The 16,097-nt window shown below is 63.6% G+C and carries 12 protein-coding genes; 7 read left to right on the plus strand and 5 right to left on the minus strand.

What is annotated here, in order from left to right; translation table 11 throughout:
• The first annotated feature begins 36 nt into the window (after positions 1-36).
• Positions 37-471 carry a [NiFe]-hydrogenase assembly chaperone HybE gene (gene hybE, locus U5L98_RS09360; RefSeq protein ID WP_322558047.1) on the plus strand — a complete coding sequence of 145 codons (435 nt, stop codon included), beginning with the start codon at positions 37-39 and terminating at the stop codon, positions 469-471.
• A 118-nt stretch (positions 472-589) separates the two neighbouring features.
• Positions 590-1,360: a 3-hydroxybutyrate dehydrogenase gene (locus U5L98_RS09365; RefSeq protein WP_322558048.1), complete on the plus strand. Its 771-nt coding sequence runs from the start codon at positions 590-592 to the stop codon at positions 1,358-1,360.
• A gap of 123 nt (positions 1,361-1,483) precedes the next feature.
• On the opposite strand, the gene U5L98_RS09370 is transcribed toward U5L98_RS09365, so the two are convergent.
• Both U5L98_RS09370 and U5L98_RS09375 read right to left on the minus strand, forming a co-directional pair.
• Positions 1,484-2,023, minus strand: coding sequence for a response regulator transcription factor (locus U5L98_RS09370; protein ID WP_322558049.1), 540 nt, complete (start codon positions 2,021-2,023; stop codon positions 1,484-1,486).
• Between the two features lie 43 nt (positions 2,024-2,066).
• Positions 2,067-3,344, minus strand: coding sequence for an ATP-binding protein (locus U5L98_RS09375; protein ID WP_322558050.1), 1,278 nt, complete (start codon positions 3,342-3,344; stop codon positions 2,067-2,069).
• A gap of 165 nt (positions 3,345-3,509) precedes the next feature.
• Between U5L98_RS09375 and U5L98_RS09380 the strand changes: the two genes are divergently transcribed.
• Together U5L98_RS09380 and U5L98_RS09385 are read left to right on the plus strand one after the other, a co-directional pair.
• Positions 3,510-4,748 (plus strand): efflux RND transporter periplasmic adaptor subunit, encoded by a 1,239-nt coding sequence (locus U5L98_RS09380; RefSeq protein WP_322558051.1) that lies wholly within the window; start codon positions 3,510-3,512, stop codon positions 4,746-4,748.
• Positions 4,745-7,849 carry an efflux RND transporter permease subunit gene (locus U5L98_RS09385; RefSeq protein ID WP_322558052.1) on the plus strand — a complete coding sequence of 1,035 codons (3,105 nt, stop codon included), beginning with the start codon at positions 4,745-4,747 and terminating at the stop codon, positions 7,847-7,849. Before U5L98_RS09380 ends, U5L98_RS09385 begins: the two co-directional genes overlap by 4 nt.
• Before the next feature lie 4 nt (positions 7,850-7,853).
• On the opposite strand, the gene U5L98_RS09390 is transcribed toward U5L98_RS09385, so the two are convergent.
• Entirely contained in the window at positions 7,854-8,498 is a 645-nt protein-coding gene (locus U5L98_RS09390; RefSeq protein WP_322558053.1) for a DUF1269 domain-containing protein, read from the minus strand.
• A gap of 151 nt (positions 8,499-8,649) precedes the next feature.
• A complete protein-coding gene (locus U5L98_RS09395) occupies positions 8,650-10,518 on the minus strand; it encodes a PHA/PHB synthase family protein (RefSeq protein ID WP_322558054.1) in 1,869 nt (622 codons plus the stop codon).
• 203 nt (positions 10,519-10,721) lie between these two features.
• On the opposite strand from U5L98_RS09395, the gene dkgB reads away from it, so the two are divergent.
• The 3 genes from dkgB (at position 10,722) to U5L98_RS09410 (ending at position 14,054) form a co-directional block, all read left to right on the plus strand.
• The gene (dkgB, locus tag U5L98_RS09400; protein ID WP_322558055.1) at positions 10,722-11,531 is read left to right on the plus strand and encodes a 2,5-didehydrogluconate reductase DkgB; all 810 of its coding nucleotides are present in this window, start codon (positions 10,722-10,724) and stop codon (positions 11,529-11,531) included.
• A gap of 163 nt (positions 11,532-11,694) precedes the next feature.
• On the plus strand, positions 11,695-13,284 hold the full coding sequence (locus U5L98_RS09405) for a peptide chain release factor 3 (RefSeq protein ID WP_322558056.1): 1,590 nt from the start codon (positions 11,695-11,697) through the stop codon (positions 13,282-13,284).
• A gap of 5 nt (positions 13,285-13,289) precedes the next feature.
• Positions 13,290-14,054 carry a TatD family hydrolase gene (locus U5L98_RS09410; RefSeq protein ID WP_322558057.1) on the plus strand — a complete coding sequence of 255 codons (765 nt, stop codon included), beginning with the start codon at positions 13,290-13,292 and terminating at the stop codon, positions 14,052-14,054.
• Here U5L98_RS09410 and U5L98_RS09415 read toward each other — a convergent pair.
• Positions 14,043-16,091, minus strand: coding sequence for a WG repeat-containing protein (locus tag U5L98_RS09415; RefSeq protein WP_322558058.1), 2,049 nt, complete (start codon positions 16,089-16,091; stop codon positions 14,043-14,045). The genes U5L98_RS09410 and U5L98_RS09415 overlap by 12 nt on opposite strands.
• Positions 16,092-16,097: the final 6 nt, after the last annotated feature.

Below are 16,097 nucleotides of genomic sequence, written 5' to 3' on the forward strand. Positions count from 1 at the left end.
GGCTATAATGGCGCGGCTATCGCTCCGGAGGATTTCATGCAGGCACTGACTGGCGAACAGTATGCGCGGCTGCGCCAGCTGCCCGAGGCTTGGAGCCGCTGCCATCTGAAGGACGCCAAGCGTGATCCTCGCTTCAACCCTCGGCTAGGGGTGGATGCCATCTGCTTCCAGCTCCACAGGCTCGAGGATGGCCGCAGAGGGCTGCTTGGTGCCCTGGTCACGCCCGTCTCGCTCTCGCTGGCCTTGGTCATCGACGAACCAAGCGCGCCACGGCCGACGACAGGAGATCTATTGCTGGCACTACCCTCCGGGCATTACCCCTTCGTGTTCGAATCTCTGGGGGAAGCCGACGGGTGGTGGCGTTGCGAGCTTCTCGATGACCTTTCCGATGTCGGCTCGCTGCAGGAGGGCAGTCGTCTCGCCCAGCAGCTGATGGAACGTGTCATGGCATCGGCTGCGTCGATTCCCTGAGCGGATGACGCGCTGCGTCATCCGCCTTATGCTGGTGGCCGACATCGACAACACCAACCCTGGCCCTAGAGGGGCCCGCTCGGGCTTCGGCCCGATGCACAGGACAGAGGAGTCACGCATGACCGCCAACGCTTCCACCCCCCGCGTTGCACTGATTACCGGCACCAGCAGCGGCATCGGCGAGGCCGTGGTCCGCCATTTTTGCGAACAAGGTCACCAGGTCCTAGCCGTGGACTTCAATCCGGCTGGCAAGGAGATCGCCGAGCAGGCGGGTGCTGCCTTCTTCCAGGCAGACCTGACCGATGGTGAGGCCTGCAAGGCTGCGGTGGCCGATGCGATCAAGCGCTTCGGACGCGTCGACATCCTGGTCAACAACGCCGGTATTCAACACGTGTCGCCTATCGAGGAGTTCCCGGAAACGAAGTGGCGCCAGATCATCGACTTGATGCTTACCGCTCCTTTCCTGCTCACCCAGGCCGCCTGGCCCTCCATGCGCGAGAATGGCTGGGGGCGCATCATCAACATTGCCTCGGTCCATGCTCAGGTGGCCTCGCCGGGCAAATCGGCCTACATAAGCGCCAAGCATGGCATGATCGGTCTGACCAAGACCGCGGCGCTGGAGGGCGGTAGCCAGGGCATTACGGCAAACGCCATCTGTCCTGCCTATGTCAAGACACCGCTGGTCGACAACCAGATCGCCGACCAGGCGAAGATGCATGGTATGGAGGAGCAGGAGGTTATCGAGAACATCATGCTCAAGAATGCGGCGGTGAAGCGCCTCATCGAGCCCGTCGAGGTGGCCGAGCTGGTCGGCTACCTGGCCTCTGACCTTGCCGGTGCCGTCACTGGGTCCAGCTGGAACATCGACCTGGGCTGGACGGCGCAATAAGCGCCGAGCTACAAGCGCCGAGCTACAAGCGCCGAGCTACAAGCAAACCCCGAGGCCGTGGCCTCGGGGTTTGCGTCTGCTCGTCAGCATCACATCCTGGCAGCTGCTTGGCCGCTTGCAGTGTTAGCGCCTCACCGGCCGCTTCTGCAGCTTGCGCTGCAGGGTGCGGCGATGCATGCCCAGCGCCCGGGCAGTCGCCGAAATGTTGCCGTCGTGTTCCTGCAGCACCTTCTGGATATGCTCCCAGGTGATGCGGTTGATCGACGGTGGGTTGTCGGCGACCTCGGCCTCGGGGTCGCCCTCCGCCCGCGACAGGGCCAACAGGACGTCGTCGGCATCCGCGGGCTTGCACAGGTAGTTTACTGCGCCCAGCTTGATCGCCTCGACCGCAGTAGCGATGCTCGAGTAGCCGGTGAGCACCACCACCCGGCAGTTCGGCACGATCTCGATCAATTCCGGTAGTAGTTTCAGCCCCGATTCCTGCTCGAGTTTGAGATCCAGCGTGGCCAGTTGGGGCTGGTGGCGGCGTGCCAGGAAGAGGGCCTGGGTAGCGTCATGGGCGACCAGCACCTCAAAGCCGCGGCGACTTAGGGCGCGGTCGAGCACGTGGCAGAACATCTCGTCGTCATCGATGATCAGCAGGCGTTCGGCGGTCTCTTGCATCTTGTCCTCGCAGACGGGCACGGGATCGCGCAGTCGTCGGATGTCAGGGTCGGGGCTGGCTGCGGGGCAGTGTCACCTCGGTCAGGGTGCCGCCCTCGGGGTGATTGTACAGGCTTACGCCGCCCTCGAAGCGGTTGATGGTGGCGTGGGTCAGGAAGAGGCCGATGCCAAGCCCCTTGCTCTTGGTGGAGATAAAGGTCTCACCCAGCTGGTCGGCGATGGACATCGCCACGCCGGGGCCATGATCGCGGATGTCGATGATCACCTCGTCGTCGTTCCAGTCGAGCCGGATGGAAATGTCGTCCGGATTGGCATCGGCAGCGTTGTTGAGCAGGTTGGTCAATGCCTGGTCGAGGGTGGCATCCACCGCCAACCAGGGGTGTCCACGTCGCTCGGTGACTTTTAGATGGTGGCTGACATCGGGACGCAGCACCAGCCAGCGCTGTATTACCCCGGCCAACCATATCCGGGCATCGTGGACCTCGGGCTCGGCCATGCGACGACGGTCGGCGCTCTCCACCAGGTGGCGCAACCGTGACTTGCAGGTGTCGACCTGTTGGCGTAGTAGCTCGATGTCCCGGGTCAGTGCCGGCTGGTCCCTGGCCTCCTCGCGCATCTCGCCGAGCAGTACCGCCATGGTGGAGAGCGGGGTACCCAGTTCGTGGGCGGTACCTGCCGCCTGGGTGGCCACGGCCAGAACCTGCTCGTTGCGTAGGGCGGCCTCACGGGTGCGCGAGAGCGCCTGATCGCGACTGCGCAGGGCGCGGGCCATCTTATAGATAAAGTAGGTGACCAGGCCCGCCGAAAGACCGAAGTTGAGCCACATGCCCAGCACGTGAAGGCTGAGAGTCGCCCCGTCTTGGCCCTGGGCGAATTGAGGTACCGGTTGATAGGCCATCATCAGGAAGCTGTAGGCGGCCATGGAGGCGGCGGCCACCACCCAGGCATGTCGCCAGGGAAGCGTCGCCGCGGCGATGGTGACCGGCACCAGGTAATAGTTGATAAAGGGGTTGTGGGAGCCGCCGGTGAAGTAGAACAGCAGCGTCAGGCCCGAGACGTCGAGCAGCAGGTGGAGCAGGTACTCGCCATGGGTCACCGCCCGCGGGCGCCCCATGCGCCACCAGGTGGCGATGTTGATCGCCCCCATTGCGATGATTACCGCAATCACCGCGGGCACCTCCAGGGAAAAGCCCAACAATTCGATGCCGATGATGGTCGCGGCCAGGAAACCGGTCCAGGTGATGCCACGTACGATAGTCAGTCGCACCAGGTTGCGGTTCGGCGTGGAGAGCGGCAGTGGAAGGGGCAGGGTGGCTGGCATGGCGACTCCATGAGATGGTCAGGCCGAATGATACCCGATCCGGGTGACACTGTGCCGTTGCGAGCCCCTGAGGCACAGTGTCGCCCGGTGGACACAGGCGCCGACAATCCTCTGCCGAAGGGGTATATTTGAGGCCTATCGATATTACCAGTGGAACTTAGCCCGATGCTCAGACGCCTGCTCCCCCTGCTGATTCTGGCCCTTGGCGTGGCGGTCTTCCTGTGGCTGCGGGCCACCCGGCCTGAAAGCGCCAGCGTCACCCCGGAAGAGCGGGCTTGGCGGGTCGAGACCCTGAAGGCCGTTCCCGAACGTCATGCTCCGGCTCTGCCGCTCTATGGCGAGGTAACGGCCCCCGAGACGCTCAGGGTCACTGCCCCACTGGCCGGTCGTATCGCCGAGCGACCGGTTCGTGAAGGCCAGCGAGTCGCCCGTGGCGAGTTGCTGGTGGCCCTGGACGAGGCCGATATCCGCCCGCCTGTGGATCAAGCCGAGGCCGAGGTGGCCGATCGTGAGGCACAGTTGGAGAACGAGCGGGTGCGCCATGAAAGTGATCGCGACACCCTGGTACGCGAACGTGAACTTATGGAGAACGCCAGCCGCCAGCTGGAACGTACCCGCTCTCTGGTGGAGCGCAACCTGGCCTCCCAGTCCGACCTGGATACGGCACGCAACGAGTTGGCACGGGCCCGGGTGACGGTGGCGGCTCGGGAGCGGGCCATCGCCGAGCATCCCGCTCGTCTCCAGTCCCTCCAGGCGGGTCTGGCTCGTGCTCGGGCCGTCCTGGCCGCCGCGCGTCGTGATGCAGCGCGCAGCCGCGTCGACGCTCCCTTCGATGGCATCGTCACGCGCATCCGAGTGGCCCCGGGCGATCAGGTGGCTGCCCGCAGTGAGCTGCTCAGCGTCTATCCTGAAGAGGGCCTCGAGCTGCGGGCGCGCATCCCTAGGCGTTACCAGACCGAGTTGCGCCACGCCCTGGCCGAGGACATGCGGATCGAGGCCACCGGTGATGAGGGTGCCCGCTTCGTGCTGGTCGGGCTGGCCGGTGAGAGCGACCCCGCCGGCACCGAGGCAATCTTTCGCCTCGAGGCAGGTGGGTCAGGGCTCCGTCCCGGCAGCCTGCTGGCCCTGTCACTGGCGCGTCCAGCGATCCCTGATAGCTTCCCGGTTCCCGATAGCGCCCTCTATGGCAACGATATCCTCTACCTGATGAACGACGAAGGCCGGATGCAGCGTCTGGTGGTGACCCGTCATGGCGAGGTGATCCGCAACGACGGCGAGCGCTGGGCCCTGGTCAGCGGCGAGTCGCTCGACGAGGGCGATCGGGTGATCACCACCCATCTACCCAACGCCATCCAGGGGTTGAAAGTCGAGACGACTGAACCCGGTGAGGAGACGCAGCCATGAGCCGACGGCGCGGTGTGATCGGCTTCTTCGTTCACCACCGGGTCGCTGCCAACCTGATCATGCTGATGATGTTGCTCGGCGGCGCTCTGGGTCTGTCACGCATGAACATTCAGTTCTTCCCCTCCTTCGCTCTGGATGTGGTCAGCGTGCGTACGGTCTGGAGTGGCGCCTCGGCGGAGGACGTCGAGCAGGGCATCACCGTGCCTCTCGAACAGCGCCTGCGCAGCATCGATGGCCTGTCCCGGATGACATCCACCTCGGCCCTGGGGGTTTCTAACATCACCCTGGAGTTCAACGAGGGTAGCGACCCGATTCTGACCCTGGATGACGCTCGTCAGCGGGTCGATGAGTTCACCAGTCTGCCCGCCGACGCCGAGGAGCCAAGGGTCACCCGGACCGCCCGCTATGAGCCGGTGGCCCGGCTACTGGTGCATGGCGAGGTGACCCACGAGGAGCTGCGTCACTTGGCTAATCGCTACGAGGATGAACTGCTGCAGCGGGGCATCGATCGGGTGGAAATCAGCGGTCTGCCCGAACAGCAGATCAGCATCGAAGTGCCCGCGGAGCGTCTGCACGGACTGCAATTGACTCTCGCGGAGATCGCCGAGCGAGTCGAGGGCATGTCCCGGGACCTGCCGGCAGGATTGCTCGGCCAGCAGGACAGCACTCGCGAACTGCGCGCTGTGGAGCAGCGCCGGGACGAGCAAGCCTTCGCCGACCTGCCGGTGCTCAGTGGCGAGCGGGTGCAATTGCGACTGGGCGATATTGCCACCATCCGACAGGAGTCCCGCGAGCAGCAGGTGACCTTGAGCCGTGGGGATCATCCCGCGGTGGAACTGATGCTGCAGCGAAGCGAGGACGGCAACTCCCTGGCCGCCGCCGATGTGCTGGAGAGCTGGCTGGCAGAGACTCGTCCCCAGCTGCCACCCAGCGTAGCGCTCGAGGTTCACGACCAGACCTGGCAGCTGATTGCCGAGCGTATCTGGCTGCTGATCAGCAACGGTCTGGGTGGCCTGGTGCTGGTCCTGTTGCTGCTCTATTTCTTCCTGCCTGCGAGGGTCGCGATGTGGGTGGCCATCGGCATTCCCACGGCCTTCATGGCGGCCATGGCGGTATTCTGGGGCATCGGCGGATCGATCAACATGATATCCCTCTTTGCGCTGATCATGGCCTTGGGCGTGATCGTCGATGACGCCATCGTGGTGGGCGAGGACGCCGACGCCCACTTCCGCATGGGCGAGCCTGCCCGTCATGCCTCAGAGGGGGCGGCCCGGCGCATGATCTGGCCGGTGCTGGCCTCGTCGCTGACCACGGTGGCCGCCTTCATGCCGCTACTGCTGGTGGGCGGCGTGATCGGCAACATCCTCGGCGATATCCCGGTGATCATGATCTGCGTGCTGGTCGCCTCCCTGCTGGAGTGCTTCGTGGTGCTGCCGGCCCATCTGCGCAATGCTTTCCTGCCGAGCCGCACAACCCGGCGCCACCCGCTGTCGCGACCGCGCGAGCGCTTCGAGGCGGCTTTCGATCGCTTCCGCGAGGGTCCCTTCCGGCGCTTCTCGGCGCTGACCCTGCGCCATCGCGCCGCCACCCTGGCCTCGGCCGTCGCAGTGGTGCTCTTCACTCTGGGCCTGCTGGTTGGCGGACGCCTGGAATTCAACTTCTTCCCCACGCCCGAGCCCAACGTCCTCTATGCCAACGCCAGCTTCGTGGCAGGCACCGACAGCGAGCGCGTCGATGATTTATTGGCGCACATGCAGGCGGCGCTGAACGATACCGAGCAGGCTTTGGGTGGGAACCTGGTCCAGCACGCCGTGACGCGTCACGGGGCGACGCTCGCCAGCGGCATGCAGGCACGCAGCGGCGACAACGTCGGCTCGATCATGGTGGAGCTCACTCCCTCGGACGACCGCGACGTTCGCAATGCAGCGTTCATCCGCGCCTGGCGATCACGTCTGATCGAGCCGGCGGGACTGGAGAACCTGACCATCAACGAGCGCAGCGCGGGCCCGCCGGGCAAGGACGTCAACATTCGCCTGACCGGTGAGGAGGCCGGCGCTCTCAAGGCCGCCGCCGAATCGCTCTCCCGTTCGTTGCGCGAACTGCCCGGCGTACTCGACACCGAGGACGATATGCCCTGGGGACGTGAGCAGCTGATCTACCGGGTCAACGCCCAGGGTGAGGCCCTGGGGCTGACCACCGCCGATCTCGGCCGCCAGCTCAGGGATGCCTTCGACGGCCGCTTGGTACAGATCTACCAGGATGGCGCCGACGAAATCGAGGTGCGTGTCATGCTGCCACGGGCACAGCGCGAGCGGCTCTCCACCCTGTCGCGTCTCTCCGTACGCGTCCCCGACGGGCGCTTCGTGCCCCTCGACCAGGTCATGGCCCTGGACCATCGCCAGGGCTTCGAGGCCTTGCGCCATGCCGATGGCCGACTGGCGGTGGAGGTTACCGCCGAGCTCGATACCGAGACGACCTCCGCAGAACGCGTCCTCGATGCCGTCTCCGCGGAAGTCTTGCCGACCCTTGCCAGCACGCATCGCCTGCGCTACAGCTTCGAGGGCCGGGCCGCCGACCAGCGCGAGACCTTCTCCGACATGCGTACCGGGCTGATGATCGGCCTGGGGTTGATGTACGTGGTGCTGGCCTGGGTGTTCGCCTCTTGGAGCTTGCCATTGATCGTCATGGCGATTATTCCGCTGGCGCTGGTCGGGGCCCTGCTGGGGCACTGGATGCTGGGTCTCAATTTGACCATGCTCTCGCTGTTCGGGCTCTTCGGCCTCTCGGGTATCGTGGTCAACAACGCCATCATCCTGGTGGCTTTCTACCGCCACCAGCGGCATCAGGGGCTGCTCATCGAGGCGGCGCTCAACGAGGCGGTGGTGCAGCGCGTGCGTGCGGTGCTGTTGACCTCGCTGACCACCATCGGCGGGCTCATGCCGCTGCTCTTCGAGACCTCGTTGCAGGCGCAGTTCCTGATCCCCATGGCGGTTTCCATCGCTTTCGGCCTGGCCTTCTCGACCCTGCTGGTGCTCGCGGTGATTCCTGTACTGCTCAGCTACCTGGAACGGTTGCATGAGCGCTGGGCCTTGCCTGGTTGACCCATCAATGTCCCACGCCGGCGTGGTGCTTCTTTTCCTCCTGGGTGATCTTGTCGATGATCACGTCGGGGTGATGCCGGTGGATTGCCGAATTTATTTCCGTCTCCCGGCCGTTGGGGACATCCACCATCATCAAAAAGGCGCCCTTCTCGAGGTCATCCTTGTACTTCTCTACCTTCACGTCGGGCACCGAGACGCCGATCATGGTGCTGCTCCAGATACCGAAGAGGCCACCGAATATCGTCATTCCGATGGCCATCATCATAAAGCTCATGTCGCCGATCATGTTCTCGAGCACATAGTAGGTGACAACCCCCAGGACCAGGCCCAGCGGCAGACCGAAGATCAGGCCCCTTTTCGCCGCGTTGACGACATCGCTGGTCTCGCGCAGCGTGGCGCTGTGAAGTCCCTTCTCTTCCAGTTGTTTCCAGTTCTTGGCTGTCACGTGGACCTGATCTTTGCTCAATCCGAGTTCGTTGAGCTCACCGGCGATGTTAACGGTTACAGGCAGGTCAGGTGTCAAGAAATACAAGCGGCTCATGGAAGGCTCCAGTTTCGTTGCGGGAATTCCTACAGGGTTGTCCATCCTGTCTGGAACAGCAAAGAAGGCGTTTACTTGCCAGTCAACGCAGCCGGCACCTTCCCACACCACGGTCCTTTTTGACTCAGGAAAGCCAAGCCACGGCTATGTCAACTCGACGGTGGGGTTCCCCCTGCCCGTTATCGCCGGGTTCGCTTCGCCGCCACGCGCCAATCTAGCCGACAGCGAGCGCGCCGGCCGAAGGGGCGTACGGGATGGCCTACTGCTGGAGAACGTAGTGGCCGGGGGCGTCCTCCAGTGGAACATAGCCGTTGTCTGGAGCGCCCATCGTCGGCGGAGGCGTTTCGCCGCTGGATTGTTCGAGAAGCCAGCGATGCCATTCCGGCCACCAAGAACCCTGCCGTTCGGGCACATTCTCATGCCAGGTCTCGGGCGCCACATAGGAGGCGTCGGCAGGCTTGTCGGCGATCTGATAGACATGCTTGCTCTTGCCGGGCTCGCTGATGACGCCGGCATTGTGTCCGCCCGAGGTCAATGTGAAGGTGACATCCGTATCGGTCAGCAGCGTGATCTTGTAGACGGACTTCCAGGGGGCGATATGATCGCTGCGGGTGCCGACGGTGAAGATGGGGACCCGGATATCGCGCAGCGTCACTGCGTATTCGTCCACGCAGTAGTTCCCCTCGGCAAGGGAGTTCTCGAGGTAGAGGCGCTCGAGATACTCTGAATGCATGTGGAACGTCATGCGCGTGGCATCGGTGCTCCAGGCCATCAGATCGAACATCGGCAGGGTCTCACCCATCAGGTATGACTTGACGAAGGCCGACCAGACGAGATCGTTGGAGCGCAGGAAGACGAAGGTACCGCGCATCTGCCATTTGTCCAGATACCCCTGGTGCCACATCAGATCCTGGAGAAAGCTCACCTGGCTCTCGTCGATGAACAGCTCGAGCTCTCCGGCCTCTTCGAAATCCGTCTCCGAGGCGAGCAGAGTCAGCGAGGCCAGCCGTTCGTCGCCATCGCGGGCCATCGCCGCTGCCGCGATCGACAGCAGCGTGCCGCCCAGACAGTAGCCGACACCGTGGATCTTGCGGTCCGGCACCACGGCATTGACCACGTCGAGCGCTTCCATGATCCCGAGCTTGCGATAATCCTCCATGCCCAGGTCGCGGTCCTCTGCGTCGGGGTTCTTCCACGACACCATGAAGACGGTATAGCCCTGTTCCACCAACCAGCTCACCAGCGAGTTGTGCGGCGAGAGATCGAGGATGTAGTACTTCATGATCCAGGCCGGAATGATCAGCAGCGGCTCGTTCTTTACCTTGTCCGTGGTCGGTGAATACTGAATGAGCTCCATCAGCCGGTTGCGATAGATGACCTTGCCGGGCGTCACGGCGACGCTCTCCCCGGGGCGAAACTTTTCGGCCCCTACCGGCGGCTCATGCGTCATCATGCGCCGCGCGTCTTCGAGGAAATGCTGGTAGCCGTCGACGAAATTCTTGCCGCCGGTCTCGAGCGTGCGCTGCACGACAAAGGGATTGGTCAGCGGCGAATTGGTCGGTGCGACGGCATCGAGCATCTGTCGCACGGTGAAGGCCACCACGTCCTCGTGGTGCGGATCCACGCCGTCCACGTCCTCGGTAGCCTTGCTCCACCAGCGCTGGGTGAGCAGGAAGGACTGGGCGAAGACGTTGTAGGGCCATTTCTGCCATGCCTCTCCCTCGAAGCGGTCGTCGTCGGGAAGCGGTTCGATGCACGGCGGGCAGTTTGCGTCGTCCGTCGAGCGCGGCAGGAAGCCCCATAGATGGCCTATCTCGCGTCCCATCTCTTCGACGAGTTGCGCCTGCTTGCCCGGTGAGATGCCAAGGTGCAAGGCCCAGTCGCTGAAGGCCTGCATGATGGCGATCGGCGATACGCCACCGGTGAGCTTGCCAAGGCTGGCATGCGCCATGCGGTCGGTGGTGGCGAAGAGGTCGGCCATGCCTTCGGCCTCTTTCTCGCCGCCGCTCAAGGCGTGGCGATGCCGACACCGAGGAGTGCCCGACTTGTCGGGCTGGGGCGCCAGGGGACGCTCGGGGGGAGATGATTCTTTGCGTGGGGTGTCATCGCTTCGGTCGATGTCCTGCATGCTGTCTTTCCTCCTCGATCGAGTAGTATCGGCAAAGGTACTTTTGGCTGGATATCCCGTGATGGCTCTCAGTGTAGGTCACGCCCGACAGGCATGGCCCCTAGACATGCTGGCCCTTGAAGTCGGGGCTCGCCCGCCGCAACTAGGAAAGTGTCATCATAGAAGGGTGTCACACCGACCCCATGGCACGACAAGGAGACCTTATGAGCACTTCGACATTGCCCAATCCCGGCCTCGGTACCTTTCGCCTCAAGGGTGAAACCTTGAAGCGGGTGATCCACGATGCCCTGGAACTGGGATTTCGCCACATCGATACTGCCCAGATGTACGATAACGAGCTGGACGTCGGCACGGTCATTGGCGAGAGTGAGGTGCCGCGCGAGGAGATCTTTGTCACCACCAAGGTGTGGCATGATCGACTGGAGCCCGCATCCCTCAAGGCCAGCGTCGAGGAGAGCCTGAACAAGCTCGGCACCGATTACGTCGACCTGCTGTTGATCCACTGGCCCTCGCCGAACGATGCCGTGGCCATGGCCGATTATCTCACGGCCCTGCGCGAGGTGCAGCAAGCGGGTCAGGCACGCCATATCGGGGTCTCCAACTTCACCATTGCTCAGGTCGACCGGGCCCTGGAAATTCTCGGTCCGGATACGTTGCTGACCAATCAGGTGGAGGTACACCCCTTCCTGCAGAATCGTGCCGTGGTCGAGCACTGCCAGGCACGAGGCCTGATCGTGACCGGCTACATGCCATTGGCCGTGGGCAAGGTGCTGGAGGACGAGACGCTGAAGGCTATCGCCGAGGCCCATGATGTCACCCCCGCCCAGGTCGTTCTGGCCTGGACCCGGTCGCGTGGCGTGGTGACCATTCCGTCCTCCACCCGGCGAGAGCACCTGGCGGCCAACCTTGCGGCCAATGAACTCACCCTCAGCGATGACGAGCTCGAGGCGATCACCAGGCTGGATCGCGACGAGCGCATCGCCGATCCGGACTTTGCCCCCGATTGGGATTGAGCATTGCCAATTGCCGGAAGAAATCGGCCACGCTGCTACGGGAGGGCGTGTGGTGGTTTGCCGAGGTTGTGCGGGGTCTTGGACAGGGTGCAGAGCCACGGCCTGTCGCGGTATCATGCGCCCTTTCGAAATCCCATTCGCGTCCTGACCAGGCACTGCATTGATGTCAAATCCCAACCTGGCCCGTGAAGTCGGGCTGCGCAGAACCTTCGCGATCATTTCGCACCCTGACGCCGGCAAGACCACCATCACCGAGAAGATGCTGCTGTTCGGCAACGCCATTCAGATGGCTGGCTCCGTGAAGAGCAAGCGCAACGACCGCCATGCCACCTCCGACTGGATGAAGATGGAGCAGGAGCGCGGTATCTCGGTGACCACCTCGGTGATGCAGTTCCCCTATGGGGGGCGCATCGTCAACCTGCTCGACACGCCCGGTCACGAGGACTTCTCCGAGGATACCTACCGCACGCTGACTGCGGTGGATTCGGCGCTGATGGTGATCGACGGCGCCAAGGGCGTCGAGGCGCGCACCATCAAGCTGATGGAGGTGTGCCGGCTGCGCACCACCCCGATCCTTACCTTCATCAACAAGATGGATCGTGACGTGCGTGATCCCGTCGAGGTAATGGACGAGGTCGAGGAGGTGCTCAACATCCAGTGTGCCCCGATGACCTGGCCGATCGGCATGGGCCGTCACTTCAAGGGCGTTTATCACCTCTATAACGACGTGATCCATCTCTACACCCAGGGGCAGGGCAGTCGCATTCCCGAGGATCGTCGTATCGATGGGCTTGATAGCCCGGAGGTGGACGAGGTGCTCGGCGAGGAGCAGGCCGAGGAGCTCCGCATGGAGGTCGAGCTGGTGCGTGGCGCTTCCCACGAATTCGACCATGAGGCCTACCTGCGGGGTGAGCTGTCGCCGGTTTATTTCGGTACCGCCATGGGTAACTTCGGGGTGCGCGAGATGATGGACGGCTTCGTTGAGTACGCGCCGCCGCCCCAGCCGCGCGAGACCGATATCCGCACCGTCCAGCCGGATGACGAGCGCCTCACCGGTTTCGTATTCAAGATCCAGGCCAACATGGATCCCAACCACCGCGACCGCATCGCCTTCCTGCGCGTCTGCTCGGGCAAGTACGAGAAGAACATGAAGATGCGCCATGTGCGCATCGGCAAGGACGTCAAGATCGCCGATGCGCTGACCTTCATGGCGTCGGATCGCTCCCAGGTGGAGGAGGCCTGGCCCGGCGACATCATCGGCCTGCATAACCACGGTACCATCCAGATCGGCGACACCTTCACCCAGGGTGAGGATATGCGCTTCACCGGCATCCCGCACTTCGCTCCGGAGCTCTTCAAGCGTGTGCGCCTCAAGGATCCGTTGAAGATGAAGGCGCTGCAGAAGGGCCTGCAGCAGCTCTCCGAGGAGGGCGCCACCCAGGTGTTCATGCCGTTGGACAACAACGATCTGATCCTCGGTGCCGTGGGGACCCTGCAGTTCGACGTGGTGGCCCACCGTCTCAAGGAGGAGTACAAGGTGGAAGCCGTCTACGAGGGGGTGAACGTCAACACCGCACGCTGGATCTACTGCGAAGATGCCAGGAAGCTCGAGGAGTTCAAGCGCAAGGCGAGCACCAACCTGGCGATCGACGGCGGTGGCTATCTGACCTACATCGCCCCCACGCGGGTGAACCTGCAGATGACCCAGGAGCGCTGGCCGGAGATCCGCTTCCAGCATACGCGAGAGCACTGAGCCCCATGCTGATCGATGCCCACTGCCATCTGGACTTCCCCGATTTCGACGCCGACCGCGAGGCGGTGATCGAACGGTCGAGGGCAGCGGGTGTGTGTCATTTCGTGGTGCCGGGTACCTCGTACAAACGCTGGCCCAACGTGCTGGCGCTGGGTGAGCGCGACGACATCAGCGTCTGCCTCGGGCTGCACCCCTACTTCATTGATGAGCATTGCGACACGGATGTCGAGGCTCTGGAGGAAGGGCTAGACGCCAATCCAGGAGTCGTTGCGGTGGGTGAATGCGGTATCGATGCGCGTTTCGAGGAGAGCTGGGACGCCCAATGGCATTACTTCGACGCCCAGCTCAAGGTGGCCAAGTCGCGCGAGCTGCCGGTGGTGATTCACTGTGTCCATGCCAACGACAAGGTAGCCAAGCGACTTCGACAACTGGCACTGCCCGCCGGTGGGCTGATCCACGCCTTCGCCGGCTCCCCCGAGCAGGCTCGGAAGTTCCTCGATCTCGGCTTCGTCGTCGGCCTGGGTGGCGCCGTCACCCATGAACGGGCGAAACGCCTGCAGCGGGCGGTGAAGAGCCTACCCGATGACGGCTACGTGCTGGAGACCGACAGCCCCGACATGCCGCTGGCCGGCCACCGGGACGAGCGCAACGAGCCAGCCCGGGTCGCCGAGGTGTGCCGGGTGGTGGCTAGGCTTCGAGGTCAGGCCTCGGCAGAGGTCGCCGCGCGCAGCTATGCCACGTCACGGCGACTGTTCCAGTTAGCCATCTGACGATGCTTCGAATGGCACATGGGCGAAACGAAGTGTCATGCTCGAATTGCCGTCGAATCGCGGATGAGCCTGAATTTCGACGGAAATCTCGCCGGCGAGATCACCGTCAGCCCGCGAGAGGCTACCCTCTGCGCTGACCGGCACCTCCGAGAGGCTGGCCGAAACCGCCTCATCGGGCCCGGCCTTGAAAGAGCCCGAATGTCCGGCGGGGAAGACCAGTTCGAGGTTGGGGCCACGAGGGCCGAACACCACGGAAAGCCGCTCGTCCGCCTCTTTCACCTCGATGGGTTGGAAGAAGTTGACCAGGGGGTCATCCGGCATCTCTTCCTGCATCGTGGCCAGGGCGCCGGTGAGCTCGGTCATCTCGATTTCCGGGGCAAACGCATAGGGGATCTCGCGGAACCCGACGGAAACGGTGATTGTCCGCTCCGGTGCGTCTCGCGACGCCAGCTCGAGCTCCATGCGCCCGGTGGCAGATTCTCGATCGAATTTCTCGAGCGTAAGTGTCCCACCCTGAGTGCTGTAAGTATCGGGCCGCTCCAAATCCGGTGCGCGACGATCGCGAAGGAAGAGCCAGAGCAAACCGTTCACCGCCGCGTTGTCATCGAACTTACCCACTTCATGCGTGCCGGTGGCTAGCCCTTCAGGCAAGTTGAGACTAAGACTTGTGTTGACCGGATGGTCCTGCCAATCCGCCTCGCCCCTGAAACTGAGCCGCCACGGGCCACCTTGGTTCGTCCCTTGGCTGTCGTCTAGCGTGTATTGCGACTCGTTGCAGGGCGCATCGGCACGAGCCGGGCCGTAACTGCCTTGGGCCGTGCCAGATAGCTCCATCCGGTAGGCGCCCGCAGCGAGAACGCCTGCGGAGGATTCCACGGGCAGGGGTTCCATGCCCGCGGGGCGGCGGCAGTCGGTGGCGTCAATGGCTTCTCGTCCGTCGCGGTCTAGCCAGACCAGTTTGTCGCGCGCCCAGGGCAATGCCCAGAGCATTTGTTCCGGCCCGCTGCGAGAGTCCCCCGGCCCTTCATAGGCAATATCGGGCGGGTTGCCGCAAATGTTGGTGCCATCGCCCACCACAAGCGGCAGAAGGCCGCCGTGATAGCGTGGCATCCGGTTTTCATTGCAAATCGTGTGGCCCGTTACAGTCTTAGGGATGACCACGGCACGGCCCTGGGTATTGATCCAGACGGGGCCGGGCTTGACCCCGGCGCGCCCTTCATGAAATGGCGACCCGGCACGAATCGTTCTGCTGCTTCCGTCGGGGAAGGTGATCTCACGGATCGCCCAGTCTTCCTCGTCCATGTAGCCGCGCTCGCCATTGAGTGTTACCGGGTGCAACCCTTCCGCGTAAACATCCGCTTCGGCAAGGATGAATTTCCGCGGGAAGACCAACTCGCCGTCCGTGTCGATATAACCCCAGTTGGTGTCGGACCTGGCAGCAGGCGCACGTCCCTCGGAGAAGTCGCCGCCGGCGTGGAAACTCGGTTCGATAGCCCATTCGCCCTCCGTGTCGATCCAGCCCACGGTGCTGCCGTCCTGATCGGCGACCAGCACACGGGCCAGCCCTTCGGAAAAACTGCCAAGGTCGAGGACCTCGTGGTCGGTGAAGCCGGATGGGTCCCAACGAGTGCCGTCTCGGGTGATGTAATGGGCTTGGCCGTCTTCGGGCGTTACCGCACTGCAGCCTTCCGAGAAAGGCTTGTAGGGCGACAGGTGGTGGGCCTTTCCCTCGATGACTACGGCATCGGCGTCGCGCGCACCGAGGGCCACCACATAGTCGCCGCTGGAGTCGATAACGCCCCAGCCGTCCTCGGTCTCAACGGCGGCAAGCCCCTCCGAGAAGGGGCGAACCTGCCGCCATTCGGGAGCGAGTCCCCATTCACCATCCTTGCCGACATAACCCCAGGCATCGCCCACGGGAAGAGGGAAGAGATCAGACGCTTGAGAATCGGACAAGTTGCCACAGGGCCCGGCGTGGGCAGTGGCGGCAAAAAGACAGGTAGTGGCGACAATCAGGCTTGAACCTAAGCGGGACACGATGAA

Source organism: Halomonas sp. (genome assembly GCF_034520545.1).
Classification (GTDB): domain Bacteria; phylum Pseudomonadota; class Gammaproteobacteria; order Pseudomonadales; family Halomonadaceae; genus Halomonas.

Excerpts from the sequence above, each read along its gene's own strand:
- U5L98_RS09385 (WP_322558052.1), top strand. The coding sequence starts at position 4,745 with ATGAGCCGACGGCGCGGTGTGATCGGCTTCTTCGTTCACCACCGGGTC.
- U5L98_RS09395 (WP_322558054.1), bottom strand. The coding sequence starts at position 10,518 with ATGCAGGACATCGACCGAAGCGATGACACCCCACGCAAAGAATCATCT.
- U5L98_RS09410 (WP_322558057.1), top strand. The coding sequence starts at position 13,290 with ATGCTGATCGATGCCCACTGCCATCTGGACTTCCCCGATTTCGACGCC.
- U5L98_RS09370 (WP_322558049.1), bottom strand. The coding sequence starts at position 2,023 with ATGCAAGAGACCGCCGAACGCCTGCTGATCATCGATGACGACGAGATG.
- U5L98_RS09365 (WP_322558048.1), top strand. The coding sequence starts at position 590 with ATGACCGCCAACGCTTCCACCCCCCGCGTTGCACTGATTACCGGCACC.
- U5L98_RS09380 (WP_322558051.1), top strand. The coding sequence starts at position 3,510 with ATGCTCAGACGCCTGCTCCCCCTGCTGATTCTGGCCCTTGGCGTGGCG.
- hybE (WP_322558047.1), top strand. The coding sequence starts at position 37 with ATGCAGGCACTGACTGGCGAACAGTATGCGCGGCTGCGCCAGCTGCCC.
- U5L98_RS09405 (WP_322558056.1), top strand. The coding sequence starts at position 11,695 with ATGTCAAATCCCAACCTGGCCCGTGAAGTCGGGCTGCGCAGAACCTTC.
- dkgB (WP_322558055.1), top strand. The coding sequence starts at position 10,722 with ATGAGCACTTCGACATTGCCCAATCCCGGCCTCGGTACCTTTCGCCTC.
- U5L98_RS09375 (WP_322558050.1), bottom strand. The coding sequence starts at position 3,344 with ATGCCAGCCACCCTGCCCCTTCCACTGCCGCTCTCCACGCCGAACCGC.